Source organism: Streptomyces sp. RLA012, assembly GCF_056270325.1.
In genome coordinates this window covers 10790021-10816565 of record NZ_JBWDPA010000002.1, presented here as the reverse complement: position 1 = coordinate 10816565, position 26545 = coordinate 10790021, and the positions used below count along the sequence as shown (strand labels likewise).

At 70.0% G+C, this 26545-nt stretch carries 24 protein-coding genes; 15 read left to right on the top strand and 9 right to left on the bottom strand.

The annotated features are described in order from the left end of the window. The first annotated feature begins 36 nt into the window (after positions 1-36). Positions 37-2256: an RICIN domain-containing protein gene (locus RV986_RS49330; protein WP_475923634.1), complete on the top strand. Its 2220-nt coding sequence runs from the start codon at positions 37-39 to the stop codon at positions 2254-2256. 26 nt (positions 2257-2282) lie between these two features. Continuing rightward, positions 2283-3575 (top strand): ThuA domain-containing protein, encoded by a 1293-nt coding sequence (locus tag RV986_RS49325; RefSeq protein WP_475923633.1) that lies wholly within the window; start codon positions 2283-2285, stop codon positions 3573-3575. A gap of 61 nt (positions 3576-3636) precedes the next feature. On the opposite strand, the gene RV986_RS49320 is transcribed toward RV986_RS49325, so the two are convergent. Continuing rightward, positions 3637-4797, bottom strand: coding sequence for a glycoside hydrolase family 88 protein (locus RV986_RS49320; RefSeq protein WP_475923632.1), 1161 nt, complete (start codon positions 4795-4797; stop codon positions 3637-3639). Positions 4798-5085: 288 nt separating this feature from the next. Here RV986_RS49320 and RV986_RS49315 point away from each other — a divergent pair, with 288 nt between their 5' ends. The 4 genes from RV986_RS49315 (at position 5086) to RV986_RS49300 (ending at position 8166) form a co-directional block, all read left to right on the top strand. Next, on the top strand, positions 5086-6009 hold the full coding sequence (locus RV986_RS49315; RefSeq protein WP_475923631.1) for a MurR/RpiR family transcriptional regulator: 924 nt from the start codon (positions 5086-5088) through the stop codon (positions 6007-6009). Between the two features lie 354 nt (positions 6010-6363). Beyond that, a complete protein-coding gene (locus RV986_RS49310; protein WP_475924692.1) occupies positions 6364-6744 on the top strand; it encodes a hypothetical protein in 381 nt (126 codons plus the stop codon). A gap of 50 nt (positions 6745-6794) precedes the next feature. Beyond that, a complete protein-coding gene (locus tag RV986_RS49305) occupies positions 6795-7697 on the top strand; it encodes an MBL fold metallo-hydrolase (RefSeq protein WP_475923630.1) in 903 nt (300 codons plus the stop codon). A 157-nt stretch (positions 7698-7854) separates the two neighbouring features. Then, positions 7855-8166, top strand: a complete 312-nt coding sequence (locus tag RV986_RS49300; protein WP_475923629.1) for a hypothetical protein — start codon at positions 7855-7857, stop codon at positions 8164-8166. A 106-nt stretch (positions 8167-8272) separates the two neighbouring features. Here the strand turns inward: RV986_RS49300 and katG are convergent, their stop codons facing one another. Together katG and RV986_RS49290 are read right to left on the bottom strand one after the other, a co-directional pair. Continuing rightward, positions 8273-10504, bottom strand: a complete 2232-nt coding sequence (gene katG / locus RV986_RS49295) for a catalase/peroxidase HPI (RefSeq protein ID WP_475923628.1) — start codon at positions 10502-10504, stop codon at positions 8273-8275. Then, the gene (locus RV986_RS49290) at positions 10497-10772 is read right to left on the bottom strand and encodes a hypothetical protein (RefSeq protein WP_475923627.1); all 276 of its coding nucleotides are present in this window, start codon (positions 10770-10772) and stop codon (positions 10497-10499) included. Before RV986_RS49290 ends, katG begins: the two co-directional genes overlap by 8 nt. Positions 10773-10984: 212 nt before the next feature. On the opposite strand from RV986_RS49290, the gene RV986_RS49285 reads away from it, so the two are divergent. The 5 genes from RV986_RS49285 to RV986_RS49265 all read left to right on the top strand — a co-directional run bounded on the left by RV986_RS49285 (position 10985) and on the right by RV986_RS49265 (position 15231). Continuing rightward, positions 10985-11395 (top strand): Fur family transcriptional regulator, encoded by a 411-nt coding sequence (locus tag RV986_RS49285; protein WP_475923626.1) that lies wholly within the window; start codon positions 10985-10987, stop codon positions 11393-11395. Between the two features lie 209 nt (positions 11396-11604). Then, positions 11605-11955: a hypothetical protein gene (locus RV986_RS49280; protein WP_475923625.1), complete on the top strand. Its 351-nt coding sequence runs from the start codon at positions 11605-11607 to the stop codon at positions 11953-11955. Positions 11956-12118: 163 nt separating this feature from the next. Next, complete coding sequence (locus tag RV986_RS49275; protein ID WP_475923624.1) at positions 12119-12430, top strand: DUF1232 domain-containing protein; 312 nt, start codon at positions 12119-12121, stop codon at positions 12428-12430. A gap of 74 nt (positions 12431-12504) precedes the next feature. Next, positions 12505-13797, top strand: a complete 1293-nt coding sequence (locus RV986_RS49270; protein ID WP_475923623.1) for a CAP domain-containing protein — start codon at positions 12505-12507, stop codon at positions 13795-13797. 177 nt (positions 13798-13974) lie between these two features. After that, entirely contained in the window at positions 13975-15231 is a 1257-nt protein-coding gene (locus RV986_RS49265; protein WP_475923622.1) for a serine hydrolase domain-containing protein, read from the top strand. A gap of 102 nt (positions 15232-15333) precedes the next feature. Here RV986_RS49265 and RV986_RS49260 read toward each other — a convergent pair whose 3' ends face one another. Next, positions 15334-15483, bottom strand: a complete 150-nt coding sequence (locus RV986_RS49260; RefSeq protein WP_475923621.1) for a hypothetical protein — start codon at positions 15481-15483, stop codon at positions 15334-15336. 145 nt (positions 15484-15628) lie between these two features. On the opposite strand from RV986_RS49260, the gene RV986_RS49255 reads away from it, so the two are divergent. After that, positions 15629-15943, top strand: a complete 315-nt coding sequence (locus tag RV986_RS49255; RefSeq protein ID WP_475923620.1) for a DUF6191 domain-containing protein — start codon at positions 15629-15631, stop codon at positions 15941-15943. Next, positions 15940-16650, top strand: coding sequence for a nucleoside/nucleotide kinase family protein (locus RV986_RS49250; RefSeq protein WP_475923619.1), 711 nt, complete (start codon positions 15940-15942; stop codon positions 16648-16650). The genes RV986_RS49255 and RV986_RS49250 overlap by 4 nt, the downstream gene beginning before the upstream one ends. Here RV986_RS49250 and RV986_RS49245 read toward each other — a convergent pair. The 5 genes from RV986_RS49245 to RV986_RS49225 form a co-directional block, all read right to left on the bottom strand. Next, on the bottom strand, positions 16580-18412 hold the full coding sequence (locus RV986_RS49245; RefSeq protein WP_475923618.1) for a hypothetical protein: 1833 nt from the start codon (positions 18410-18412) through the stop codon (positions 16580-16582). The genes RV986_RS49250 and RV986_RS49245 overlap by 71 nt on opposite strands. A 6-nt stretch (positions 18413-18418) precedes the next feature. After that, positions 18419-19297, bottom strand: coding sequence for a carbohydrate ABC transporter permease (locus tag RV986_RS49240; protein ID WP_475923617.1), 879 nt, complete (start codon positions 19295-19297; stop codon positions 18419-18421). A gap of 52 nt (positions 19298-19349) precedes the next feature. Next, on the bottom strand, positions 19350-20327 hold the full coding sequence (locus tag RV986_RS49235; RefSeq protein WP_475923616.1) for a carbohydrate ABC transporter permease: 978 nt from the start codon (positions 20325-20327) through the stop codon (positions 19350-19352). Between the two features lie 69 nt (positions 20328-20396). Next, entirely contained in the window at positions 20397-21596 is a 1200-nt protein-coding gene (locus tag RV986_RS49230; protein WP_475923615.1) for an ABC transporter substrate-binding protein, read from the bottom strand. A 404-nt stretch (positions 21597-22000) separates the two neighbouring features. Beyond that, positions 22001-23140: an ROK family transcriptional regulator gene (locus RV986_RS49225; protein ID WP_475923614.1), complete on the bottom strand. Its 1140-nt coding sequence runs from the start codon at positions 23138-23140 to the stop codon at positions 22001-22003. A 233-nt stretch (positions 23141-23373) separates the two neighbouring features. Here RV986_RS49225 and RV986_RS49220 point away from each other — a divergent pair, with 233 nt between their 5' ends. Together RV986_RS49220 and RV986_RS49215 are read left to right on the top strand one after the other, a co-directional pair. Beyond that, positions 23374-24273 (top strand): N-acetylglucosamine kinase, encoded by a 900-nt coding sequence (locus tag RV986_RS49220; protein WP_475923613.1) that lies wholly within the window; start codon positions 23374-23376, stop codon positions 24271-24273. A gap of 269 nt (positions 24274-24542) precedes the next feature. Next, entirely contained in the window at positions 24543-26492 is a 1950-nt protein-coding gene (locus RV986_RS49215) for a phosphatase PAP2 family protein (protein WP_475923612.1), read from the top strand. The last annotated feature ends 53 nt before the right edge of the window (positions 26493-26545 follow it).

Sequence of the window (26545 nt, the reverse complement as noted above, 5' to 3'; positions counted from 1 at the left end):
TTTCACCCCCACCCCCCACCGCAACAGGAGACATCCGTGTTCAGACGGAAACTGTCCGGCCGCCATCGGATACCGAGAGCGCTCACGGCGGTCGCGCTCGTGGCGACCACCGTGACCGGCATCGAGTTCGCCGCGCAGGGCTCGGCGAGTGCGCAGAGCGCGGCGGCCGCCGCGATACCGACCGGCTACACCACCGTGGTCAACAAGGGCAGCGGCAAGTGCGTCGACGCCCGTTCGGCCGCGAGTGCCGACGGCACCGCCGTCCAGCAGTACGCGTGCAACGGAAGCACCGCCCAGAACTGGCAGCTGGTGGCCACCAGCGACGGCTACTACCGCGTGAACAGCAACCTGGACGCCACAAAGGCATGGGACGTCACCGGCGTCTCCACCGCCGACTCCGCGCTCATCCAGCTGTGGACGTACTCCAGCGGCAACAACCAGCAGTGGCTGCCGTTCGCCGAAGCCGACGGCGCCTACCACTTCGTCAACCGCAACAGCGGGAAGTGCCTGGACGTCCCCAGCGCCTCCACCGCGGACAGCGTGCAACTGGCGCAGTACACCTGCAACGGCACCGCCGCGCAGTCCTTCACCCTGGGCGGCGGCACGACGAACCCGCCCGGCACCCCGGACTTCGGCCCCAACGTGACGGTGTTCGACCCGTCGATGTCCGCGTCCAGCATCCAGTCCAAGCTGGACTCGGTCTTCTCCCAGCAGCAGACCAACCAGTTCGGCTCGGCTCGCCAGGCCCTGCTGTTCAAGCCCGGTACCTACAGCGCCAACGCCAACGTCGGCTTCTACACGCAGGTCGCCGGCCTGGGCTTCTCGCCGGACGACGTGACCATCAACGGTTCCGTGCACGCGGAGGCCGACTGGTTCCAGGGCAACGCCACCCAGAACTTCTGGCGCGACGCCGAGAACCTGTCGGTCAACCCGACCGGTGGCACCGACCGTTGGGCCGTCTCGCAGGCCGCTCCGTACCGGCGCATGCACGTGCGCGGCAACCTCGCGCTGGACGACGGCGGCTGGTCCAGCGGCGGTTTCATCTCCGACACCAAGGTCGACGGGCAGATCCAGTCCGGCTCCCAGCAGCAGTTCCTCACCCGTAACTCGCAGATGGGCAGTTGGTCCGGCTCCAACTGGAACATGGTCTTCGTCGGCGACCAGGGCGCACCCGCCCAGTCCTTCCCGACGTACACCACCGTCGCCAGCTCGCCGACCATCCGCGAGAAGCCCTTCCTGTACGTCGACAGTGCGGGCGCCTACCAGGTGTTCGTGCCCGGGCTGCAGTCCAACGCCGTCGGCACCACGTGGAGCGGGAAGACCCCGGCGGGCAAGTCCCTGCCGATCGACCAGTTCTACATCGTCAAGCCCGGCGCCACCGCGGCCGACATGAACTCGGCGCTCGCGGCGGGCAAGAATCTGTTGGTCACCCCGGGCGTCTACCACCTCAACCAGACGCTCAACATCACGCGCCCCGACACGGTGGTGCTGGGCATGGGCCTGGCCACCTTCGTCCCGGACGGCGGGATCACCGCGATCAGCACCGCCGACGTGGACGGCATCGAGCTGGCGGGCCTGCTGATCGACGCGGGCACCACCAACTCCGCGACGCTGGTGCAGATCGGCCCGGCCGGTTCGTCTGCGACCCACGCCACCGACCCGACGCAGCTGTCCGACTTCTTCGTCCGGATCGGCGGCGCCACCGTCGGCAAGGCGACCAACTCGCTGGTGATCAACAGCGCCAACACGATCATCGACCACACCTGGATATGGCGGGCCGACCACGGCAACTCCGGCACGGTCGGCTGGACCACCAACACGGCGGACACCGGGCTGATCGTCAACGGCGCCAACGTGACGGCGTACGGCCTGTTCGTCGAGCACTTCCAGAAGACCCAGGTCATCTGGAACGGCAACGGCGGCAGAACGTACTTCTTCCAGAACGAGATGCCCTACGACCCGCCGAACCAGGCCTCCTGGATGAACGGCACCGGAAAGGGCTATCCCGCCTACAAGGTCGCCGCCTCCGTAACCAGCCACGAGGCATGGGGACTTGGCAGCTACTGCTACTTCAGCGCCAACTCGAGCGTGGTCGCCGATCGCGCCTTCGAGGTGCCGAGCGTGTCCGGGGTCAAGTTCCACGACATGGTGACCGTCTCGCTGGGCGGTGTCGGCACCATCAGCCACATCATCAACAGCACGGGAGGACCGTCCAACTCCAGTACCAACGTCGCCTACCTCACCAACTACCCGTAGACCGCACAGAAAGGATCGATCAGCAGATGCACACCATCAGATCCGGTTCCGTCCGCGCGGCCCTACGGATCCTCCTGCTCCTGGCAGCGCTGCTCGGCCTGGCGGCACCGCCCGCCGCGCAGGCGAGCACGGCGGCAACGCCGTTCAAGGTGCTGGCGCTCTACAGCGGCACCTACGACGCGGCGCACATCGACTTCGACAAGGAGGCCAACGTCTGGTTCCCGCAGCAGGCCGCGGCGAACGGCTTCACCTACACGGCCAGCACCAACTGGGACCTGCTCGCCAACGGCGGGGTCAACGCCTACCAAGTCGTGCTGTTCCTCGACGACTTGCCGCAAACGGCCGCCCAACGCACGGGTTTCGAGGCGTACATGCGGGGCGGCGGCGCCTGGATGGGCTTCCATGTCTCCGCCTTCACGACCGATGCCGCGAGCTGGTCCTGGTACCACAACCAGTTCCTCGGCTCCGGGAACTTCCAGTCGAACACCTGGGGTCCGACATCGGTGACCCTGAAGGTCGAGGACCGGACGCACGCGGCCACCAAGAACCTGCCGGCCACGTTCACCTCGTCGGTCAGCGAGTGGTACAGCTGGTCCAACGATCTGCGGCAGAACCCGAACATCAAGATCCTGGCCTCGATCGACCCCAGCAGCTTCCCGGTGGGAACTGATCCCAACCAGTCCTGGTACAGCGGCTATTACCCGATCCTGTGGACCAACACGCAGTACAAGATGCTGTACGCGAACTTCGGCCACAACGCGATGAACTACACGACCAACACGCGTCTGTCGTCGACGTTCGCGAGCGCGACACAGAATCAGTTCCTGCTGGACGGTCTGAAGTGGCTGGGAGGGGCCGACACCGGCACGCCCCCGGCCGACTCCCCCTCCGAGACCGCCTGGTACTCGCTGACGAATTCCGGTAACGGCACCTGTGTGGACGCCCGTTCGGCCGCCACGGCGAACGGGACCGCGATCCAGCAGTACGCCTGCAACGGCACTCAGGCACAGCAGTTCCAGTTCCGCTCGACCGACAGCGGTTACCGGCAGGCTGCCATCCGTGTCAATCCCCAGCAGGTCATCGACGTGACCGGCGTCTCGACGGCCGACAACGCGCCGCTGCAGCTGTGGAGTTACTCGGGCGGGCAGAACCAGCAGTGGCTGCCGGTGAAGGAGAGCACCGGCCGCTACCACTTCACGGCCCGGCACAGCGATAAGTGCCTGACCGCGGCCGGCGCATCGACGAACAGCGTCCAGCTCACCCAGCGCACCTGTGACGGCTCCTCGGCACAGAGCTTCACTCTCACCGCACAGCCCTGACCGATCAGCTCCAAGGGTGCCCCCGTCGCCGGCCGGCGACGGGGGCACCCGGCTGTCGTCGTCAGGAGCCGGCCAGGCGGGCGAGTTCGGTGCCGCCGAGCAGGAAGGCGCCGACGCCGAAGTTCGCGGTGCTGTCGTAGGTGACGGGCTGGCTGGACTCGGGGCGGTCGCCGACGTTCTGGACGTATCCGAGGAAGCCGTCGGGGTGTACGGCCGTGCTGACGAGGCCGTTCCAGGCGCGGGCCGCCACCGGGAGGCAGGCGGACCGGTCGACCAGTCCGGCGCGGATCGCGTAGGACGTGCCGTACAGGAAGAAGGACGTGCCGCTGGTCTCGGGGCCGGGCAGATGCGTGGCATCGGCGAGGTTCACATTCCAGAAGCCGTCCGTGCGCTGCACGCCGGCGACCGCCGTCACCAGGCGTATCAGGGTGTCGCGGTATTCGGCCGTGTGCCGCTCGGCGGACGGCAGCGCCTTGAGTGTCTTGGCGTGTCCGCCGGCGACCCATCCGTTGCCGCGCGACCACACCACGGGCCTGCCCGCGGGCGAGATGATCCCTCCGGGCAGGAAACGCTTGTCCCGGTACCAGAGACCCGTGGCCACGTCGTACAGACCGGGGCCGCCCTCGATGCGCTTGGTGTGGTGGTAGAGGGCGTACAGCTTCTCCCAGTACTGCGGGTCCCCGCGGAGGGCGCCGAGACGGGCGAAGGGAGGCATGGCCATGTGCAGGGCGTCGTCCCACCACCAGTCGTCGTTCTTGTCCGGCTGGTCGGTGTAGACCATGCGGTGCAAGGACGTCTCGATCGCGCTGAGCTTCTGTTCCTCGGGCTCGATCTCGTACAGATCGAGGTAGGCCTGACCGGCGCAGTGGTTGTCGGCATGGCGCGTGGTCACCCCGCCGTTGAGACCGTAGGCGTACTTCTCCGCCCAGCTCCGGGCGTACGCGAGGTAGCGGGGGCTGCCGGTCAGGCGCTGGAGGGCGAGCAGTCCGCTGAAGAAGGTGGCGTTGGCCCAGCCGTTGTCGCCGGGGTCGGTGTGTGCGGCGATCCACTGGTCGGCCACGCGCCGCAGAACGGCGACGATCGCGCTGCTCGACGGCAGCCGCCCCGCGAGCGGAGGGGCCGATGTCGCGGAGGTGGCTTGCGCGGTTCCCGTCAGCGCGGGCTGGAGCGAGGCGGCGGCCGCGAGGGCGGCTCCACCGGCGAGCAGGCGTCGTCTATACATATGAACAACTCCTACGGATGGGGACTCCCATCCTCAACGCCCGCCTCGGGCGCTGTCCATGGCTTGTCGTCAACTTGTCGTGAACCAGAGCGAGTTCAGAGTCTCGTACGATCCTCACGTGATAGAACCCCGGCCGGACGGTTCCCGGCCGCACCGGGCGATCTCGCCCACCGGATCCCGACTTCACGGTGCACATCCGCCGAGCTACCGTGTGTGGTCGTCCACCCCTGGGTCAGCACGGTCCGTGAGCTATGTTGAATCCTTGTGGGACATGAAGGAGGCGCATCGGTGCCATCGCCGCAGCAGGCACGCGCACAGGCGTCCGCGATCACCTCGGGGAAGGCGGCTCCGGAGGCGGGCGCTGCGCCCACGTCCCGGCTCAGGGAGTTGTTCGACGGTCCCCGGCTCTCTCCGGGGCAGCGCCGTATCGCCCAGTACCTGATCGAGCACATCACCGAGGCGGCGTTCCTGTCGATCACCGATCTCGCCGAGCGCGTCGGAGTGAGCCAGCCGTCAGTGACCCGCTTCGCCGCGGCGGTCGGCTTCAGCGGCTACCCCGCGCTACGGGAGAAGCTCCAGGCCATCGCCCTGAGTACGCTCGCCGGCACCCCGGGCGCACCCCCGGAGGAGAGCGGCAACGAGCTGCAGGCGGCGGTGGACGCCGAGATCGAGAACCTGGAGAACCTACGCCGCGACTTCGCCGATCCGGAGCGGGTGATCACCATCGGCCGCACGCTGTCGCAGTCCACTCCGCTGACCGTCCTCGGGCTGCGCATCTCCGTGTCGCTGGCCGAGTACTTCGCGTACGCCGCCCGCCGCATCCACCCCGACGTGCGGCTGGTGACACGCGGCGGCAGCGTCGCCTACGACGCCCTGCTCCAGTCGCGCGAGGCGGGCGGCACCTGGCTGCTGGCCTTCGGGATGCCGCGGCACGCCCAGGAGACACTGACCGCGGTGCGGGTCGCGCGCAGCGCGGGTCTGAAGGTGGCGCTGATCACCGATCTGACCCTCGGACCGCTGGCCGACGAGGCGGACGCCACCTTCACCGTCGGCACCGGGGCGCGCCTGGTCTTCGACTCCTACGCCGCGCCGGTCATGATGTCGGCGGCGCTGCTCCAGGCCATGTCCGACGCCGATCCGGAGCGGACACAGGCCCGCCTGGAGGAGTACGAGCAGATCGCCGAACAGCACCAGTTCTTCCTCAAGGACTGAGCCCGCAGCGGGCTCGGGACCTGCTTCCCACCACTCTCTGACCCCCTCCCCCGTACCGCCTGTCACCGCGGCATCACGGGATCATTCACCCCATATCGCGCATGAATTTTTTCATGTTCTTGCGTAACCGGCGGTATATATAAATACTTCTCGCGGATCGTGACCGGGAGCCTCCGGGCCACGTCCTGCGACCACCCTGGGCCGTCCGCTCCTACCCACATCGGGCCCCGGGTGTTCGGACGGGTCCCGCGCGAGCGGAGCCCGTGGTGGCGGCCCCGGTCAATCCCCTAGACCGGGGCCGCCCCCAGACCCGCTGACCACCCTGGCCGCCGACGTAACCCGGAAGCGATGAACATGGCCCTGACGACGTACTCACCGATCACCTCGGACTGGCCGTGCCAGGTCAAGACCCCCGGCAGCTTCGACTGGGAACGATCGGCGGCCAAGTGGCTGCGCGAACTGGTGCCGGCCCGCTACGCGAGCTACCCGACGCTGCTCAAGCACCCGGTGCTGCTCGCCCGCCACGCCCAGATCCAGGTGCAGCACGAGATACGGGTCGCGCGGACCGCCCTGCAGACCGCCCGGGCCGAGCTGCCCGCCCTCGGCCTGCACGAGTCGGTCATCGAGCACACCATCAAGATGTACGCCGCCGAGGTGCTGCAGCTCCATCACATCGCCCGGAGCATCCGCGCGGTCACCCAGGCGCTCGTCGACAGCAACGCCGCGAGAAACTGAGGTCCCGGGTCCAACTGGTGGTCCCGGCGGGACCATCACCGGGAGACACCGTGGACACGCACAGCGCGAGGGCCGTGGACGCCGACGGCGCGGCGGGACCCGCGAGCGCACCGCCGCTGGCCGTGCGGTGGATCCACGGATCACCGTCGGCCAAGCACAACACGGATCCCGACATCCAGATCCACTCGTACGACGCGCACACCGCGATCCTGCGGCAGAACAAGGCGATCGACTACGAGGCGCCCTTCCTCTACCTGCTGTTCGGCGAGGCCCGCGCCGTACTGATCGACACCGGTGCCACCGCCTCGGCCGCGTACTTCCCGCTGCGGCGCGTGGTGGACGAGCTGATCGCGAGCCGGCTCGCCGCCCGTCCCCGGGAGGGGTACGAACTGTTGGTGCTGCACACCCACCCCCATGGCGACCACATCGCGGGGGACGGGCAGTTCACCGACCGCCCCGGCACCCGGGTCGTGAACGCGGCCCGCGACAGCGCCTGGAGGTTCTTCGGCTTCGACGAGGCTCCCGACGGCGTCGCGCGCGTCGACCTCGGCGGCCGGGTCCTGGAATGCCTGGCCACTCCTGGCCACCACGAGGCGGCGGTGACGTACTTCGACCCCTGGACCGGCTTCCTCCTCACCGGCGACACGGTCTACCCCGGCCGTCTGTACATCGAGGACTGGGCCGCCTTCACCCGTACCGTCGACCGCCTGCTCGACTTCTGTGCCACCCGACCGGTCACCCATGTGCTGGGCTGCCACATCGAGATGACCCGACAGCCGGGCCAGGACTATCCCGTGCGCACCACCTACCAGCCCGACGAGCCGCCGCTGGAGATGACGACGGCCCAGCTGCGCGACATCCGCACGGCCATCGACGCGGTCGGCGACCGCCCGGGACGGCATGTCTTCGACGACTTCGTCATCTGCCACCGTGACGAGACCGAGGGCTCCTAGCCAGGATCTGACCGCCCGTCCAGAACCGATGGCACCTCCGAACGGGTGAGGGAGGAACGTTTTTCGCCCGTCGGTCGGGCGGCTCGGCGAATGCGGTGCGCGGCGTGGGGGCAGCGTCGTGGCGCAGCCCGCACCCGATGCCAAAGGAACAGCGTCCATGCGCCTTCGTCACACCGTCGCCGCCGCCCTCGGTGTCCTCATCCTCGTCATCGCGATGCCCACTTCGGCGCATGCCGCCACGGGCACGTTCACCTACATCTCGCCGGAGTCCGGCGAACTCGACATCCAAAATCCTCCGAACGGGGAGTGCCGCCTGCTGCTCCAAGGGGCGACGAGCGCGGTCAACGGCACGAACGCCACGGCCGACCTCTTCACGGACCGGGGGTGCGAGGAGGCGCAGCCCGGTTTGGCCCCCGGCGAGAGGCGGGCCTTCGGCGAACCCATTCCGCACAGCGTGAGGTTCCGGTAGAACCGCCTCGGGCAACGTGTGCCCCCTGGCGGCATGCCGCGCCGCACCCGGCCTGAGGCCGGGCCCGTCCAGGCCGGCCCCGTGCGGGCCGGCCTGGACGTCGTGATCAGATGAGGTCGAACCGGTCCAGGTTCATGACCTTGTCCCACGCGGCGACGAAGTCCGTCACGAACTTCGCCTTCGCGTCATCGCTCGCGTAGACCTCCGCGAGCGCACGCAGCTCGGAGTTCGAGCCAAAGACGAGGTCGGCACGGGTGCCGGTCCACTTGACCTCGCCGGTGGCCGCGTCGCGGCCCTCGAACGTGTTCTGGTCCTCGGACGTCGCCTTCCACGTCGTACCCAGGTCGAGCAGGTTGACGAAGAAGTCGTTGGTCAGGGACCCCGGGCTCGTTGTGAGGACGCCGTGCGAGGTGTCCTGGTGGTTCGCGCCCAGGACGCGGAGGCCACCGACGAGGACCGTCAGCTCGGGGGCGCTCAGGTTGAGCAGGTTCGCCCGGTCGATCAGCAGGTACTCGGCCGGCAGCCGGTTGCCCTTGCCGAGGTAGTTGCGGAAACCGTCGGCGGTCGGCTCCAGCGCGGCGAAGGACTCCACGTCGGTCTGCTCCTGCGACGCGTCCACGCGGCCCGGCGTGAAGGGGACCTCGACGTCGACGCCGCCGTCCTTGGCGGCCTGCTCGACGGCGGCAACGCCGGCGAGCACGATCAGGTCGGCGAGCGAGATCCGCTTGCCGCCGGCCTGCGCGGAGTTGAAGGACTCCTGGATGCCTTCCAGGGTGCGCAGCACCGTCGCCAGCTGGTCGGGGTCGTTGACCTCCCATCCGCTCTGCGGCTGGAGGCGCACGCGGGCGCCGTTGGCGCCGCCGCGCTTGTCGCTGCCGCGGAAGGACGAGGCCGACGCCCACGCGGCGGACACGAGCTGGGACACCGACAGGTCCGAGGCGAGGACCTGGCTCTTGAGGGAGGCGACGTCACCGGCGTCGACCAGCTCGTGCGTCACCGCGGGGAGCGGGTCCTGCCACAGCAGCACCTCGGACGGGACCTCGGAACCGAGGTAGCGCACGATCGGGCCCATGTCGCGGTGGGTCAGCTTGTACCAGGCGCGGGCGAAGGCGTCCGCGAACTCGGCCGGGTTCTCGAAGAAGCGGCGCGAGATCTGCTCGTAGGCCGGGTCGAACCGGAGCGAGAGGTCGGTCGTCAGCATGGTCGGGGCCAGGCTCTTCGACGCGTCGTGGGCGTGCGGGATGGTGCCCGCGCCTGCGCCGTCCTTCGCCACCCACTGGTGGGCGCCGGCGGGGCTGGTCGTCAGCTCCCACTCGTAGCCGAACAGGTTCTGGAAGAAGCCGTTGCTCCACTGGGTCGGCGTGCTGGTCCAGGTGACCTCGAGGCCGCTGGTGATCGCGTCGGCGCCCTTGCCGGTGCCGAAGGAGTTCTTCCAGCCCAGGCCCTGCTCCTCCAGCGGGGCGGCCTCGGGGTCGGCGCCGACGTTGTCCGCCGGGCCCGCGCCGTGGGTCTTGCCGAAGGTGTGACCGCCCGCGATGAGGGCGACGGTCTCCTCGTCGTTCATCGCCATCCGGCGGAAGGTCTCACGGATGTCGCGGGCCGCGGCCAGCGGGTCCGGGTTGCCGTTGGGGCCCTCCGGGTTGACGTAGATGAGGCCCATCTGGACCGCGCCGAGGGGGTTCTCCAGCTCACGGTCGCCGGTGTAGCGCTCGTCGCCGAGCCAGGTGGTCTCGGGACCCCAGTAGACGTCCTCGTCGGGCTCCCAGACGTCCGCGCGACCGCCGGCGAAGCCGAAGGTCTCGAAGCCCATCTGCTCCAGGGCGACGTTGCCGGTGAGGATCATGAGGTCGGCCCAGGAGAGGCTCTGGCCGTACTTCTTCTTGACCGGCCACAGCAGACGGCGGGCCTTGTCGAGGTTGCCGTTGTCCGGCCAGCTGTTCAGGGGGGCGAAGCGCTGCTGGCCGGCCCCGGCGCCGCCGCGGCCGTCGCTGATGCGGTAGGTGCCCGCGCTGTGCCACGCCATCCGGATCATGAACGGGCCGTAGTTGCCGAAGTCGGCCGGCCACCAGTCCTGCGAGGTCGTCAGCACCTCCGCGATGTCCTGCTTCACGGCCGCGAGGTCGAGGGTCTTGAACGCCTCGGCGTAGTCGAACTCCTCGCCGAGCGGGTTGGCGACGGCGGGGTTCTTGGCGAGGATCTTCAGGTTGAGCCGGTCCGGCCACCACTGGCGGTTTCCGCCGCCCTGGGTCGGGTGCGGGGCGCGCCCGTGCGCGACCGGGCAGCCACCTCCGCCCTCCGTTTTCGCGTCTGTGACGATCGCATCGTGGTTCTCAGACATGGGAATCCTTCCGGACTGGGCGGATCAAGGTGCTCAGGAACTGCAGGCGGTGGAACAGCCGGGGCACAGGCCGACGGCAGGTGACCTCGGCCTCGTCGGTCGAGAAGTCGTACGACCGGCACCCGACAAGACGGTGGTGGCAGACGGGTCCCTCGAACCGGGTCGGGCGGTCGTCCGGTTCGACGCGGTGCGCGAGTCCTGCCGCGGTGAGCGCGTGGAGGGCCTCGTACGCGGGCTGACGGGAGATACGGCCCGCGTGATGGCGCACCCGAAGGCGATCACCTCGACGCCGAGGCGGTCCCGTCACGTCTCTGTCTCCCTGCCGTACTGGAGTCTTCCTGTCCCTTGGCTATTGCCGGAACTGATCCTACGATGGACAGAGTCCAAGTCAATAAGCGCGCCAAACCCATATCCAATCGGGACCCGGATGTCCACCGGTAAACTTGGGGTATCCCACCGAACCTGAATAGGTGAACCGATATGAGTGACCTGCTGGAGCGACTGCGAGGGCGTGGCTGGCGGATGACCTCCCAGCGACGTGTCGTTGCGGAGGTCCTCGACGGCGAACACATGCATCTCACGGCCGACGAGGTGCACGCCCGCGCGGCACAGCGGCTGCCCGAGATCTCCCGGGCGACCGTCTACAACGCGCTGGGCGAGCTGGTCTCCCTGGGGGAGGTCATAGAGGTCTCCACCGACGGCCGTGCCAAGCGCTACGACCCGAACGCGCACCACCCGCACCAGCACCTGGTGTGTTCCCACTGCGGCACCATCCGCGATGTCCACCCGACCGGCAATCCGCTGGCCGACCTCCCGGCGGAGGAACGATTCGGCTTCACGGTGTCCGACGTCGAGGTCACCTACCGCGGACTGTGCCCGTCCTGCGCCTAGATCCATTTTCGACACACGCCCCGGGCAGCTTCCCCGCGTCCGGGACATGACCCGGGGCGGACGGGTTCGGGCTTCCTCTCCTCATCCGAGCGGGTGGGGGAGGGAACGATTCCGCTTGCTGCATCCGAGTGATCGCGGTACCGCCGTGCGCCGCGCGCGGGAGACGGTTGACAGGTCCGAACGCCACTTCGGGGAAACGGATCTCGCCCATGCGCCTTCGCCATTCCGTCGCCGCCGCCCTCGGCGCGCTCCCGCTCGCTGTCACCCTGCCCGCCTCGGCCCATGCCGCGACCGGCGCGTTCTCGTACCAGTACGTCGGACTGGACGGCCGGCCGCAGTCGGCCACGCTGCACGACCCGCCGAGCGGCGAGTGCGTCACGCTCGCCGAGGTCGCGGACCCGGGTGCCTCCGAGCCCGCCTTCGCCCCGCACAACGACACCGACGAATGGGCGCTGGTGTTCACCGAACCCGACTGCACGGGCGACTCCTGGCCCCTGCGCCCGCACGGCCGCCCGGCCTCCGAGCGCCTCGAACTCCGCTCGGTGCACTTCTCCCGCTGATCCCGTGCGAGGACCCCGGCACCGGCCCGCACGGGCCCTGCCGGGGTCTCGTCATGACGCCGTGGAGCAGTGCCCCGCACTTGGCGGAACCCGGGGCGGTACGAAGCCCGTGGGCGGGCACACGAAGGGGAGGAACTGGCCGACGAGAGACCTGGGCGGGCTCATGGATTCCACGGCATGGACGGTGGTCGTCATCGTCGCGATCCTGGGTGCTCTCGCGCTCGGGGTGGCGATCGCGCTCCTGGTGCGCCTCGTGCGTACGCGACGCGATCTGCGGCATGCCGGGCTCCCGACCGGATCCCGCTGGGTGTTCTGGGGGGCCGTCGCCTATCTCCTGCTGCCGACCGACCTGCTGCCCGACCCGATCTATCTGGACGACATCGGCGTACTCCTGTTCGCCCTGCGGTCGTTGCGCCGCCCCGAGATGATCGACGCCGGTGACGCCGGGAACCCTCGTGAGCGAACGGGACGTTGACGAAGTGAGCGGGCCGTCGTCGTGGACGCCCGTGTCGGAGGTCCGCAGGGATCATCACTTCGACGGGCGGCACCATGAGCGAGCTGGTTCCCGGGGGCAACGTACCCCTGCCGGGCGGCACCCTGACGATCCGGGTGCCGGGCCCCTTCGACGTGTCCGCGCTCATCACCGACGACAGCGGCAAGGTGCGCGGCGACGCCGACTTCGTCTTCTACAACCAGCCGACCGTGCCGGGGGCCCGTCTCGCCGGGGAGCACCTCACGATCGACCCGCCGCGTCTGCGGTCCGGAGCCAGCCGCGTCACCGTGGTGGTCAGTCCCACCGATCCCGGTACGCCACTGGACCGGCTGCCCGCTCCCACCCTGCACGTCACCGGTCCCGGCGGACACCCCCTCGCCCGGTTCACACCCCCGCGTCCGCAGCGGGAGACCGTGCTGCTGCTCGCCGAGATCTACCGGCGCGGCACCGCGTGGAAGCTGCGCGCCCTGGGCCAGGGATACACGGACGGGCTGGCCGGCATAGCGCGGGACTTCGGGGTCGACGTCGCTGAGGACGTCTCGGCGAACGGGGCGGCGCCGGTCACGGCTCCCGACCCGGACGGCTTCCTCGACCTGGTCAACTCCGTCCGCTCCGCGGCCGGTTCGCCGCCCGTCTCGCTCGACGCACGGCTCACGGCCGCGGCGCGGGCCCACGCCACCGACATGGCGGCCCGCGGGCTCCTCGGCTCCGAGAGTGCGAACGGAGTCTCCGTCCACCAGCGCATCACCTCCACCGGATACGCGTATCTCACCGTCGGCGAGCACCTCGTCTCCGGGCCCCGCACACCGGGCGAGTTCGTGGAGTACTGCCTGACCACCGAGCAGTCCCGCAGCACGCTGTACGACCCCGCATACACCCAGGCGGGCATGGCGTACGTCGCCGCCCCGCGCTCCGGCGAGATGTACTGGACGGCCCTGTGGGCGCGGCCCTTCAGCACAGCGGGCCTGCGGCAGACGGCCGGTGAGGTCGTCTCGCTGACCAATGCCGAGCGGGCCACCGCCGGTCTGCCGCCCCTGGCCGTCGACACCCTGCTCACCACCGCGGCCCAGGCCCACAGCGACGACATGGTGGCCCGCACCTTCTACTCCCACACCGACCCGGACGGCGGTCAGCCCTGGGACCGGGCGGCCGCGGCGGGCTCCCGGCGCCGCACCATCGGCGAGAACATCGCCTGCGGCCAGCGCTCCCCCGCCGAGGTGGTGCGCGGCTGGATGAACAGCCCCGGTCACCGCGCCAACATCCTCAAGCCCGACTTCACCCACATAGGCATCGGCCTCGCGGGCGGCGGCAAGGCGGGCACGTACTGGACGCAGCTCTTCGGCGGCTGACAAACCCTCCTCGACCGACACTTTCTGACGGACCTTCCAATTTCCTGCCCCGACATTGCAACCTGCGCGCGTTCCAGCGCGTAGAGAGTGTGTCGATGCCGCATCCGCGGCACGGTTCGTGCCGGGCCTCCGCACCAGCGGACGCGCCCGGCAGCAGAAACTCGGGAGAAGAATCAGATGGTCTCAGGATCGGTGGGCACGGGTACGGCGCTGGGCGCGGTGCTGTTGTCCCTCCTGGCAGTCCCCGCGCAGGCCGCGACCTCCGACGCCGTGAGCGCCGAGAGCGTCGCGACCGTCTCGGCCGCGGCGGGCTTGGCGGCGCCCGACGACGCGGGGCTGCAGTCCGTGCTGCACTCCGCGGTGACCCAGGGCGCCCCCGGCGCGATGGTGCGGGTCGACGACAACGGCACGGTCCACGAGCTGTCCGAAGGGGTCGCCGACCGGACCACCGGGCGCGCCATCACCACGAACGACCGGTTCCGGGTCGGCAGCGTCACCAAGAGCTTCTCCGCGGTGGTGCTGCTGCAGCTGGTCGACGAGGGCAAGCTGAACCTGGACGCCTCGGTGAACAGCTATCTGCCCGGGCTGCTGCCGGACGACCGGATCACCGTGCGCCATGTGATGAGCCACCGCAGCGGGCTGTACGACTACACCAACGACATGTTCGCGCAGACGGTCCCGGGCTTCGAGGCCGTCCGCAACAAGGTCTTCAGCTACCAGGACCTGGTGACCCTGTCCCTGAAGCACGCGCTCACCAACGCTCCGGGCGCGGCCTATTCGTACTCCAACACCAACTTCGTGGTCGCCGGCATGCTCATCGAGAAGCTCACGGGACACTCCGTGGCCACGGAGTACCAGAACCGCATCTTCACGCCGCTGAACCTGACCGACACCTTCTACGTGCACCCCGACACGGCCATCCCGGGCACGCACGCCAACGGCTATCTCCCGCCGGACGCCGGTGGCGCCCTGGTCGACTCCACCGAGCAGACGGTGTCCTGGGCGCAGAGCGCGGGCGCCATCATCTCCAGCACGCGGGACCTGGACACGTTCTTCTCCGCGGTGATGAGCGGGCAGCTCATGTCCGCCGCACAGCTCACGCAGATGCAGCAGTGGACGACGGTCAACAGCACCCAGGGCTACGGCCTCGGTCTGCGCCGCCGTGATCTGTCCTGCGGTGTCTCCGTGTACGGGCACACCGGCACCGTGCAGGGCTACTACACGTACGCGTTCACCTCGAAGGACGGCAAGCGCAGCGTGACCGCGCTCGCCAACACCTCGAACAACGCCACCGTGCTCAACACCATGGCCAACACCCTGGAATCCGCGTTCTGCGGCAAGCCGACGACGAAGGCGAGCCTGCGCAGCGCGACCGCCTCCACGGCCCCCGTGGAGCGGTACGAGGACATCGCGCCGGACATCGCCCGCGACTGACCCACCTGACGCACCGAGGTGCGGCCGGACCCTGGGGCCCGGCCGCAATCATCGACCTCGCACCGGTCCCGGCCCGTCACTTCTTCAGGTCACTTCTTCAGGTCACTTCTTCAGGTCGGCCCGATAGGTCCGGTAGAGGGCGCTGCCGTCGTCGCACCGCCTCGGGGGCGCACTGCACTTCTGGCAGGCGAGCAGGTGGTCGAAATACGCCCGGTAGCTGTGTGGAGCAAGCGTAGGGCTGTGCTGCGACATGACGTTCTCCCCGTGGACGCCGACGGCGGCGCCCGCTATTGACCAATATTCAACAGTCTGACGAGCATAGGCGGAATGACCGGTCCCGGACCCGAAGTCGACGGAGACCGGCCGAATTCCACTCTCTCGCCCTGATACTGGTGGCATGGGATTCGCTGTCTTCCTGACCCTGCCGGGACTGGTCGTCCTGCTGACCGTAGCGGCCTTCGCCGACCAGTTGTTGCTGCGCGCCGGACGGGCCGGCCTGCTGCCGTGGCGGAACGGGGTGCGGCAGGGGCAGATATCCGCGACCGGGTTCGAACAGCTGCACGCGAGTCTCTCGCCGGGCAAGCAGAACGAGCTCAAGGAGCGCCAGTCGGCCCTGGTGCTGCGGGACGACGAGGAGGACGGGGCGCCCCCGCACCGTACGACGATCGACCTGGACGGCGGGACGGCGGTCGTCCGCAGGCCCCGCTCATGACCTTCGACGACCTCGTGGAGCGGGCCGCGGCCCTCGTGCGTCCCGGGCGGCGCGCGATCCTCGGCATCGCCGGAAGCCCCGGCGCGGGCAAGACGACGCTGGCCGAGCGCCTGGTCCTGCGGCTGAACGGCGAGGGGCCCGCATGGGTCGCGCACGTGCCCATGGACGGCTTCCATCTGGCGGACGTCGAGCTCGACCGCCTGGGCCGCCGTGACCGCAAGGGCGCTCCCGACACCTTCGACGCGGCGGGTTACGCGGCCCTGCTGCGCAGGCTGCGCGACAAGGAAGAGGGGCAGGGGGAGGACGACATCGTCTACGCGCCGGGCTTCGAGCGGACTCTGGAGCAGCCGATCGCGGGCGCCGTCCCGGTCCCCCGCACCGCCCGCCTGGTCGTCACCGAGGGCAACTACCTCCTGTTGAAAAGCGGGGCGTGGGCGCGTGTACGGCCCCAGTTGGACGAGGTGTGGTTCTGCGAGCTCGACGAGGCCGTGCGGGTACGCCGTCTGGTGGCCCGCCACGAGGAGTTCGGCAAGGACCACGACACGGCGGTGGCCTGGGTGCTCGGCAGCGACCAGCGCAACGCGGAGCTCGTCGCCGCCACCCGCGACCGTGCCGACCTGGTCGTGGGTGCGGCGATCACCGCCTCCGGAGCTCCAGCTCGGTCTCCCCTCGCGCATCGCCCGCGGGATCCCCGACCCGCGCGGTGAACGCCTCGGTATGGATCGTCAGGCCCGCCGCTCCGAGCTCGAAGGTGGGGGTGAAGGGGCCGGCCGGGCCGTAGCGGACCGCGAAGACGCTCAGGCCCTCGGGGGCGCCGGGCGCCGGGTCGGCCTCGACGGCGCTGGAGGCGACGAGGTGGCGCCAGCCCTCGTCGGGGTTGCCGTAGCCGCGTGGATCGGCGGCCAGGGCGAACGCGGCCCGCTCCTGGGTCGTCTCCGCGCGGGTGTCGAAGTGGTCCGCGCCCTGCGCCCGCGGGTGCGTCAGCCGAAGCGGGCCGGCCGACGTCACGGCGGCCTCCGCGGTCCTGCGCACCCGGTCGCCGTCGTCGGCGGCGTAGGGAAGTCCGGCGAGCAGGTACGGCGTCCCGTCGAGCCGTTCGACGGCGACCGTCGTCCACAGGCTCGTGCCGTCCGTGACGTACAGCGAGCGGACGTGGCGCAGGACGTGGTCGCGGCCGACGACCGGCTTGGTGACCAGCTTGGCGGTCAGTCCGTCGCTGTCGAGGTCGCGCACCCGTACCTCGCCCAGGGGGCGGCTCAGCAGGAAGCCGTCGACGACCGGGCCGAAGCCGTGCTGGCGGTCGACCGCGGCGGGCAGGTAGTACGTGCCCGCCGCCTCGACCAGCGAGGGGGTCATCCGGTTGTCGAAGGCCACCGAGACCGTGCCCGCGCGCAGTTGGTGCCGTGCGGGGTCCTTCGAGGGGGTGCGGTGCCAGCGTGTGGTGTCCTGGATCTGCCACACCAGCATGAAGGCGAAGTGGCCGTCGACACCGCCGTCCGGTCCGACCGCGTGCCGGCCCCAGCGGGTGTCGCCCCGGTAGCGGCCGAGGTCGGCGCCGATCCGACGGCCGAAGTGGCGCAGGCCGAGCACGGCCTCGAAGCCGGAGTGCTGTTCGCTGTAGCGCGGGCCGCCGCAGTCGAAGCCGCCCACGGTCAGGCGTGCGTCGAGATAGCGGGCGAGCGCGTCGCCGTCCTCGGCGAAGACCGGCTCCCCGCCGACCTTGTGGGCCTGGGCGAGGAAGGAGAGGGAGATCGGCCCGTAGTTGTTGTCGTACGCGCCGCCGTGCTCCGGCGGCAGCAGGGCGCCCCGGTCGCGGACGCGGCGGGCGCGGATCTCGTCGGCGTACAGGCTCATCGCCCGCGCACGGACCGACTCCCGTTCTTCCGTGGGGAGATGACGTGCGAGCATCAGTCCGCCGACGACACAGCCGATGGCCTGGTTGCCGGCCTCCTGCGGATTGAAGAAGGTCGCCTCGGTCAGCCAGAGCCAGTAGCCCCGCGCCAACTCGACCAGCTCGTCACGGTCTTCGTCGGGGACGATCGGGTCGGCCGTGTCGAGGAGGTTGACCACCTGGAGCAGCGCCCACACCGTGCTCGGCCAGTCGCCGATGGGGTGCGCGCCCGGCTCCAGCACGTAACGGGCGTACGGCAGACCGGAGCCGCGTGTCCTCAGGTTCGGGTAGCCGGGGTTGTCCTCCGTGAAGACCCGCTCGCGCAGATGGAAGCGCAGACTGCGGCACACGGCCTCCGGCAGGCGTGGGTCCCTCGTGCGCTGCCAGGCGAGTGCCAGCAGTGAGGTGATGCCGAGGGAGGTGTCACCGACGTCGTCCACGGCGCGCGGGTGTTCGAGGTTGCCCTCCGGGGTGAGGCGGGCGAGGGCCTCCTCGGCGACGGCCGCGAGGACGGTGTCGTACGCGGCCGGATCGTCCGGAAGATCGTGCAACGGGCCGCGCTGATGAGGGAGGTGCACCGGAGGTCAGCCCTTCATGCCGGAGGTCGCCAGTCCCTCCACCAGCCTCTTCTGGAAGATGAGGAAGCAGATGAGCGTGGGCAGGAGGGCGAGTGTCGACATGGCGAACATCGCGCCGTACGAGGAGCCGCTGGTCTTGTCCAGGAACAGGGTCAGACCGAGGGGCACGGTGAAGCGGTCGTTCTGCTGGAGGTAGACGAGCTGGCTGAAGAAGTCGTCGTAGGTCCAGATGAAGGTGAAGATGGTGGTGGTGACCAGCGCCGGACGCATCAGCGGCAGGATGATCTTCCAGTAGATCTGGAAGGGGTTGGCGCCGTCCATCATGGCGGCCTGGTCGAGTTCGCGCGGGATGGAGCGGATGAACTGGACCATCAGGAAGATGAAGAAGGCGTCCACCGCGAGGAACTTCGGGACGATCAGCGGCAGGAACGTGTTGATCCAGGTCAGGTTGTAGAACAGCGTGTACTGCGGGATCAGCGTGGCCTGCATCGGCAGCATCAGCGTGCCGATCATCAGGCCGAACCAGATCTTCTTGCCGCGGAACTCGAAGCGGGCGAAGGCGTAGGCCGCGAGCGAGCAGGAGACGACGTTCCCGATCACCGCGCCGATCGTGACGATCAGCGAGTTGGTGATGTAGAGCGAGAAGGAGTTGCCGGAGCCGCTCCAGCCCTCCGAGTAGTTCTGGGTGTGCAGCTTGTTCGGGATCAGCCCGGGGTGGGTGAAGATCTCGGTGTCGGGCTTCACCGAGCTGCTCAGCATCCACAGCAGCGGATACAGCATGACCAGGGCCACGCCGATGAGCAGGGTGTGGGTCAGGATCCGGCGGGGGCCGGTGAGGGCGCGCAGCCGCTTGAGCGGTGACACGGCCGGGGTGATGGCAGACATGGGTACTTAACTCCTCACCGACGCTCAGGCGTCGTATTGGACTCTGACGACGTCAGTCGTCGTAATGAACCCAGTAACGGCTGGCGATGAAGTTGACGGCCGTGAAGCCGGCGATGACCAGGAACAGCACCCAGGCCAGCGCCGAGGCGTAACCCATCTGGAGATCGGTGAAGCCCTTCTTGTAGAGGTAGAGCGAGTACAGCATGGTCGAGTTGAGCGGTCCGCCGGTGCCGTTGCTGACCACGTAGGCGGGGGTGAAGCTCTTGAACGCGTCGATGATCTGCAGGACCACGTTGAAGAAGACGATCGGGGTGAGCAGCGGCAGGGTGATCTTGAAGAGCCGGGTCACGGTTCCCGCGCCGTCGATCGCCGCCGCCTCGTACACGTCCTTGGGCAGTTGTTTCAGTCCGGCGAGGAAGATGACCATCGGGGTGCCGAACTGCCACACGGCCAGCAGGACCAGCGTGTAGATGGAAGTGTCGGGGCTGGAGATCCAGTCCTGGCCCTTGATCCCGAACCAGCCGAGGAAGTCGTTGAAGAGGCCGTCGCCGCCGAAGATCTGCCGCCACATGATGGCGATGGCCACCGCCCCGCCGAGCAGCGAGGGCAGGTAGAAGGCGGCGCGGTAGAAGCCGATGCCGCGCAGCGGGCGGTTGAGGAGCATCGCGACGGACAGCGCGAGGGCCAGCTTCAGCGGCACCGAGACCGCCACGTAGACGAGGGTGGCGTGCACCGAGTCCCAGAAGTTCGGGTCGTCGGTGAACATCCGGGTGTAGTTGTCCGCGCCGACCCACTTGGCGGGCGTCAGCAGGTCGAAGTCGGTGAAGGACAGATAGAGCGAGTCGAGCATCGGGTAGATCGTCAGCCCGAACAGGCCGACGAACCAGGGGGCCAGGAAGAGGTACGGCCACCAGCCTCCACCGCGCCGTCTGGCGGCGCGTCGACGCATACGTTCACGCTCGCGCTGGTCGGCCGGGGTCGCGGGAGCCGTCGGCTCCTTGACGACCTCGTCGGTCTCAGTGGTGGTCATGCTCATCTCCCTGGCCCTTTCCCGGTCCTGCTGTGCACTGCGGCCTACGGCCCGCGGCCCGCCGGTGTCCTACTGCGAGAGGATCGACTGCGCCTGGTCGAAGAACGCGCCGAGCTGTGCCTTGATCGTCTTCTTGCCGAAGGCGATGGCGAGGTTGGACTGGAACAGCAGGTCCCAGATCTGGTCGGCGCCGTTCGGCGGCGGCTCGGGGGCCGGCAGTGCGTTGGTCGCCTTGGCGACCCGCTTGGAGATGTAGTCGGCGATGTCCATGGACTTCTTGTCGGTGTCCGACAGGCCGGCGGAGATGAGGGAGCGGGCCTTCTCGGTCGGCGGGATGCCGCGCAGCAGCTGCATGTCCTTGATCGCCGTCGTGTCCTGGGCGAAGAAGCTCATGATCTTCACCGAGTCGGCGATGTGCTTGCTCGCCTTGGTGGCGCTGAGCAGGACGCCGCCGTTGACGAAGTTGCCCTCGCGGGCGCCGGACCAGTCGCCGTTCGGGGTGGGCAGGAAGTCCAGGACCGCGTCGGTGATCGCGCCGCCCGCGCCGTAGACGCCGGAGTCGAAGGTGAACAGCGTCTTGCCGATGACCACGCCGTTCTTGGTGAGGTCGTTGTGCGCGGCCGAGGTGATCGCGGCGGCCGGGGAGGCCTTGTCCTTGCGCATCTCCGCCCAGAACTCCCACCACTCCTGGAGGGTGTCCGTGGTGAAGCCGAGCTTCTTGCCGTCCGTGGAGAAGAAGGTCTGGCCCTTTTCACGGGCGAAGATCTCGAAGGCCTGGAGCGTGCCGCCACCGCCGTCGTCGACGCCGAACTGCGCGCCGCCGCTCTTCTTGTTGACCTCGACCGCGATCTTCTTCAGGTCGGCCCAGGTCCACTCGCGGTCCGGCAGCTCCAGACCCAGCTTCTTCAGGCCGGTGACGTTGACCGTGAGGATGTTCACGCCGATGCCGGACGGCACTCCGTACAGCTTGCCGTCGACCGTGCCGGCCGCGAGCAGCGTCTTGGAGAAGCCGGTCAGGTCCAGGGACTTGCCGACGTACTCGTCGATCGGGGCGATGACACCCTTGCGGGCGTACTGCGCGACCAGCGCGGTGTCCATCTGCAGCAGGTCGGGGGCGCTGCCGCCGGCGACCTGGGTGTTGAACTTGTCGAAGTAGCCGTCGTAGCCGGAGTAGCGCTCTTCGATCTTGATCTTCGGGTTGCTCTTCTGGAAGGTCGCGAGGGCCTTCTTGTAGGCATTGTGACGGTCGTCGCTGCCCCACCACGTCATGGTGAGCTTGCCGCTGGTGGTGCCTGCGCCGGTGCCTCCGCCGCAGGCGCTCAGCGAGCCGCCTATCGCGGCCGCCGCGGCGATACCCGCTCGCGGTGCGGAACAGGGTTCTGCGCGAGATCTGGTGACCCACCGGGTCCTCCCCTGGATTTGCGTGACGGATCCCCCGGCCGGTCGAGGCGGCGCGGGTCTGTTCCCTGGAGTCGCTCCCGGCGTACGGCCTCGCCCGGCCGCATCGCCCTGTCGGGTGGGAGTCCCCGGCCGTCGCTCCGGCCGGTACCGCACGAGCACGCCCTCGTCGGCTGCCGTACGGATCGCGTACGGCGGGACGCCTCATCCGGAGTCGGGTTCCCGCCAACTCAGAAAGCGCTTGTCCGGACATTGGCACAAGCGGATGGAGTCCGTCAACGCTCGGTCCGGACACCGCCGGTCACGGTTTGAATTCCGCGCGCCACCGCCAGCCGGGCCGCTCCCGTGACGGTGCCGCTGTCGCCGACCTCACTGCTGATCACCTCGGTGGGCCAGCTGAGCCGGGCGAGCTCGGCCCTGACCCCGGGCAGCAGCTGCGGGTTGGCGCCGATGCCGCCGCCGAGGACAATCAGGCCGGGGTCGAGGACCGCGGTGGCCGCGGCGGCGAGCCGGCCCACCTCGCGGGCGTGCCCCTCGACGAAGCGGCGGGCCTTGGCATGGCCCACGGCTGCCAGGGCGAAGAGCTGGGCCGCGTCGCACGGCTCGGGGCCGTCCTCGCGGGCGAGCCAGGCCCCGGCGACGCGGCGCAGGAGGGCGCCCGCGCCGGCGTACCGCTCCATGCCCTCGCGCACGGACTCCTCGCCCTCCGTCCACGGGTAGGGCAGCCGCGCTATCTCTCCCGCGGCACCGTTGCTGCCGCGCAGCACCTGGCCGCCGACCACGATGCCGAGGCCTATGCCGTAGCCGACCTGGAGGTAGCCGAAGGTGTGACGGCCCCGGGCGGCACCCTCGTGGAGTTCGGCGAGGGCGGCGCAGTTGACGTTGTTCTCGATGTGGACGGGGATACCGGGCGGGAGAGAAAGCGCTTCAACCGCCGCCGCCACGGCGGGAGTTCCGGGACGGGGCCCGGCGCCGTCGTGATCGGTGGCCACATCGGGGACGGCGACCACGGCGGCCCGCAGCGAGCCTGCGGGCAGTTCGTCGAGTACGTCGCGCAGGGCGTCGGCGGGTCTGGTGCGGGCATCGGTGGCGCGGGCGGCGAGGAGGGTGCCGTCCAGGGCGCAGCCGCGGATCTCGGTGTGGGTGGAACCGAGGTCGACGGCGAGCACGGAGCCGGCGGCCGGACCGAGGCGGTAGACGGCGGCCGAGCGGCCGGTCGCGCCGTGGGCGGTGCCGGAGCGCGTGGCGAGCGAGGCCGTCTCCAGTTCGGCGACGGCGGCGGACACCGTCGGTTTGGACAGGCCCGCGAGCGCGGCGAGCCGCGGTCGCGTGGCGCTGCCCGCCGCGGCCAGCACGGCGAACACGGCGCCCGCGCTCTCGCTCAGCCGCGGCCCGTCCTCCAGGTCGTGTGCCAACAGTTCCCCCACAGTTCGACGGACCGCGTCCTACCTCTTGACGCACCCTACTTCGTTAGTTAATTTCCTAACGAACTTCACGGTACTCGCCTGCCGTGATCCGTCAGAGGCCCGTCCCGGGGCTTCCCGACATCTTCAACTCCTGTTGGTCCAGGCACGGTTCGCCCGCCGTTCGCAGGTCAGTACTTCGCATCCCGGTACAACGATCTCAGTACAGCGACGAAAGAGGTTCCGTGCAGGACTCCACCCCCCTCGTGGTCGGTATCGACGTGGGCGGCACCAAGACGCATCTCCGTGCCCGCGCGGGACGGGGTTCCGTCGCCGATCACGTCCGTACCAGCGGCGGATGGCGGCCGCACGACGCGGCGGCCGCCGCCGCGTGGCTCGCCGAGCTGCTGCGCGAAGCTCTCCCGCCCGGCCCGCCCCCGGCCGCCGTGGCCGTGGGCGGGCACGCGTGCGAGACGCCCCGGCAGTGCGCGGACATCCGCTCGGCGCTGGAGGCGCTCCTCAGGGTGCCCTGCCTCGTCGTGGGCGACGCCGAACTGCTGGTCCCCGCCGCCGGCCTGGACAAGGGCGTCGGTCTCGTCGCCGGTACCGGTTCGGTGGCGGTGGGGCGGCTGGCCGACGGCAGCACCGTTCAGGTCGGCGGCTGGGGTGCGGTGCTCGGCGACGAGGGTGCCGCCGCCGGTCTCGTACGGGAGGCGGCACGTGCCGTGTGGGCCGCGCACGACCGGGGTGAAGCCCCGGACGAGCTGGCGCAGCGGCTCGTCGACGCGTTCGGCGTGCATGAGGTCCCGGCCCTGGGCGCGGCCCTGGAGAACGCCTCCGATGTGTCGGCCGAGTGGGGCCGGCACGCGCCCGTGGTGTTCACGGCCGCCGAGCGGGGTTCCCGGATCGCCGCGGAGGTGATCGCCGACGGAGGCCGCTCCCTCACCGCGCTCGTCGTACGGCTCGCCGAGCGCGGGGTCGCCGTCGACGACATCGTGGTCGCCGGGAGCACCGTCCTCGCCCAACCCGCCCTGTACACCGCCTTCACGACCTCACTCGCCGAGTCCCTGCCCGGGGCCCGGCCCAGGCCGCTGCGCTCGCCACCGGTCGAGGGCGCCTTGGCGCTGGCACGTTCACTCGTATAAGCAAGGGGAGCGGGACGGGCCCTGACCGCACGCGGGCACGGCCGCGCGGGCAAAGGGTGCCTGGCGGGGGCGCGTTCGGCCTCACAGCGGGCGCACAGGGGTGGCGCATTCGCACGTACGCCACCTCGTCGCCTCCCGCGCTTCGCGAGCGTGACATGAATCAGCCGTACATCTTCGCTCGTATGCCGCGTCCTCACCACAGGGGCACCGTCGCTTCACGACGTCACCCGGCTGCGGAGGACCCCATTTCACTCAGGAGAGGCACATCCATGCCGTCACCAGCCGGGCAGCAGTCCGCCCCGTCGGCCCCCGCCCGTGAACACGCCCTGAACCGGCGGGGGTTCCTCAGGAACTCGCTCGGCGCGTCCGCGGGCCTGCTGGCCGCTCCGACCGTCGTCACCTGGCTCACCGCCGCGGACGCCAAGGCCGCGACCGGCGCCGCCGCCTTCGTCGACGACTACACCACCAACGTCCTCACCAACCTGACGCCCGAGACCAACGCGGTCGTCCGGATCCTCGGCGGCATGAGCAAGGTGTGGAAGACCGGCGCCGCCTGGAACACCGGCACTCCGCTGCTGCCCGAGGTGCTGCGCGCCAACATGCGCTACTGCGCCCGCATCACCGCCGTCCGCACCGACGCGCAGGCGAAGGAGGCGTTCATCTACGACCGGCAGCACCAGAGTTACGCGATGATCGCCGGACTGGGCCCGCTGGCCGACCTGTACAAGACCGGCGCCAAGGCGGTCACCTCCATCACCAGCGCTCCCGACGGCACCCCGCCCGGCAAGATCAACGACGCGGTGCCGGCCGACGCTCCGGCGGGCTCCGCGCAGGGCGCCGGCGCGTACGACTCGGCGCTCGGCAAGGTGGCCCAGCTGGTGGACACGGTGCGCGGCCCGTACGCGTCGGGCAACCCGGCCAAGTACGCCTTCCAGTACCCGCGTCCGTGGCGCATGAACGAGAACAGCGAGGTCGTCGACACGGGCAAGGTCGACGCGCTCGGCTTCCCCGTGTACGACTCCGCCGTGGTCGTCGCCCCGCAGCTGCTCTGGCAGCGCAGCACCGCCCCGGTCGACGACGGCGGCTTCCCCAGCGGACACACCAACGCCTTCCACCTGGCGGGCCTGGCGTACGCGTACGCCGTGCCCGAGCGCTTCCAGGAGCTGGTGGCCCGCGCCTACGAACTCAGCCACACCCGGATCGTGGCGGGCATGCACTCCACCGTCGACGTCATCGGTGGCCGCATCATGGCCACGGCCCTGGCCGCCGCCACCCTGGCCGACCCGGCCAACGCCGCCCTGAAGGCCGCGGCGCGCGCCCAGGCCGCCGCGTACTTCCAGCAGCAGACCGGTACGACGGCGGACACCCTGTACGCCTACGCACACTCGGCGGGCGTCGCCACCGACCCGTACGCCGACCGGAGCGCCAACGCCCGCGCGCTCACGCCCCGGCTGACCTATGTCCTGACCCGGCACGGCCGCTCCGAGGGCATGACCGTGCCCAAGGGCGCCGAGGTCCTGCTGGAGACGCGGCTCCCCTACCTGAGCGCCGCGCAGCGCCGCGAGGTGCTCCGTACGACCGCCCTGCCCTCCGGGTATGTCCTGCTCGACGGCTTCGAGCAGTGGGGCCGGCTCAACCTCTTCGCCGCCGCCGACGGGTACGGCGCCTTCGACCGCGAGGTCGACGTCACCATGAACGCGGCCGACGGCGGGTTCGGCGCGGCCGACACCTGGCGCAACGACATCTCCGGGTGCGGCCGGCTGGTCAAGCGCGGCACCGGTGCGCTGGCCCTGACCGGCGCCAACGCCCACACCGGCGGCACCGTCCTGGAGGCGGGCGTCCTGACCGCGGGTTCCACGGGCGCGCTCGGGCACGGTGACGTCCAGGTGAAGGGCGGCACGCTGCGGGTGGCCCCGGCGACGGCGGCCCACGTCCGCGGCGCCTACGCGCAGGAGTCCGGGGCGACCCTGGAGGTCACGCTCCGTGCCGGTCACGTACCCGCGCTGGTGGTGGAGCGGCGGGTGCTGCTCGGCCGGGACAGCGCGCTCTCGCTGCGGCTGGACACCGAGCGGCCGCCGGCCGCGGGCAGCACGATCCCGGTGATCGGGACGCGGGCGCTGCGGGGCCAGTTCGGTCGTGTCACCGTGCAGGCGGACGGGTACCGGGCGGTGCCCGTGTACACGCGCGAGGGGCTCTCCGTACGGCTGATCAAGCGGTAGCCCTGGCGGGCGCGGAAAAGGAAGGGGAAGGGCCGACGGCCGATGCCGTCGGC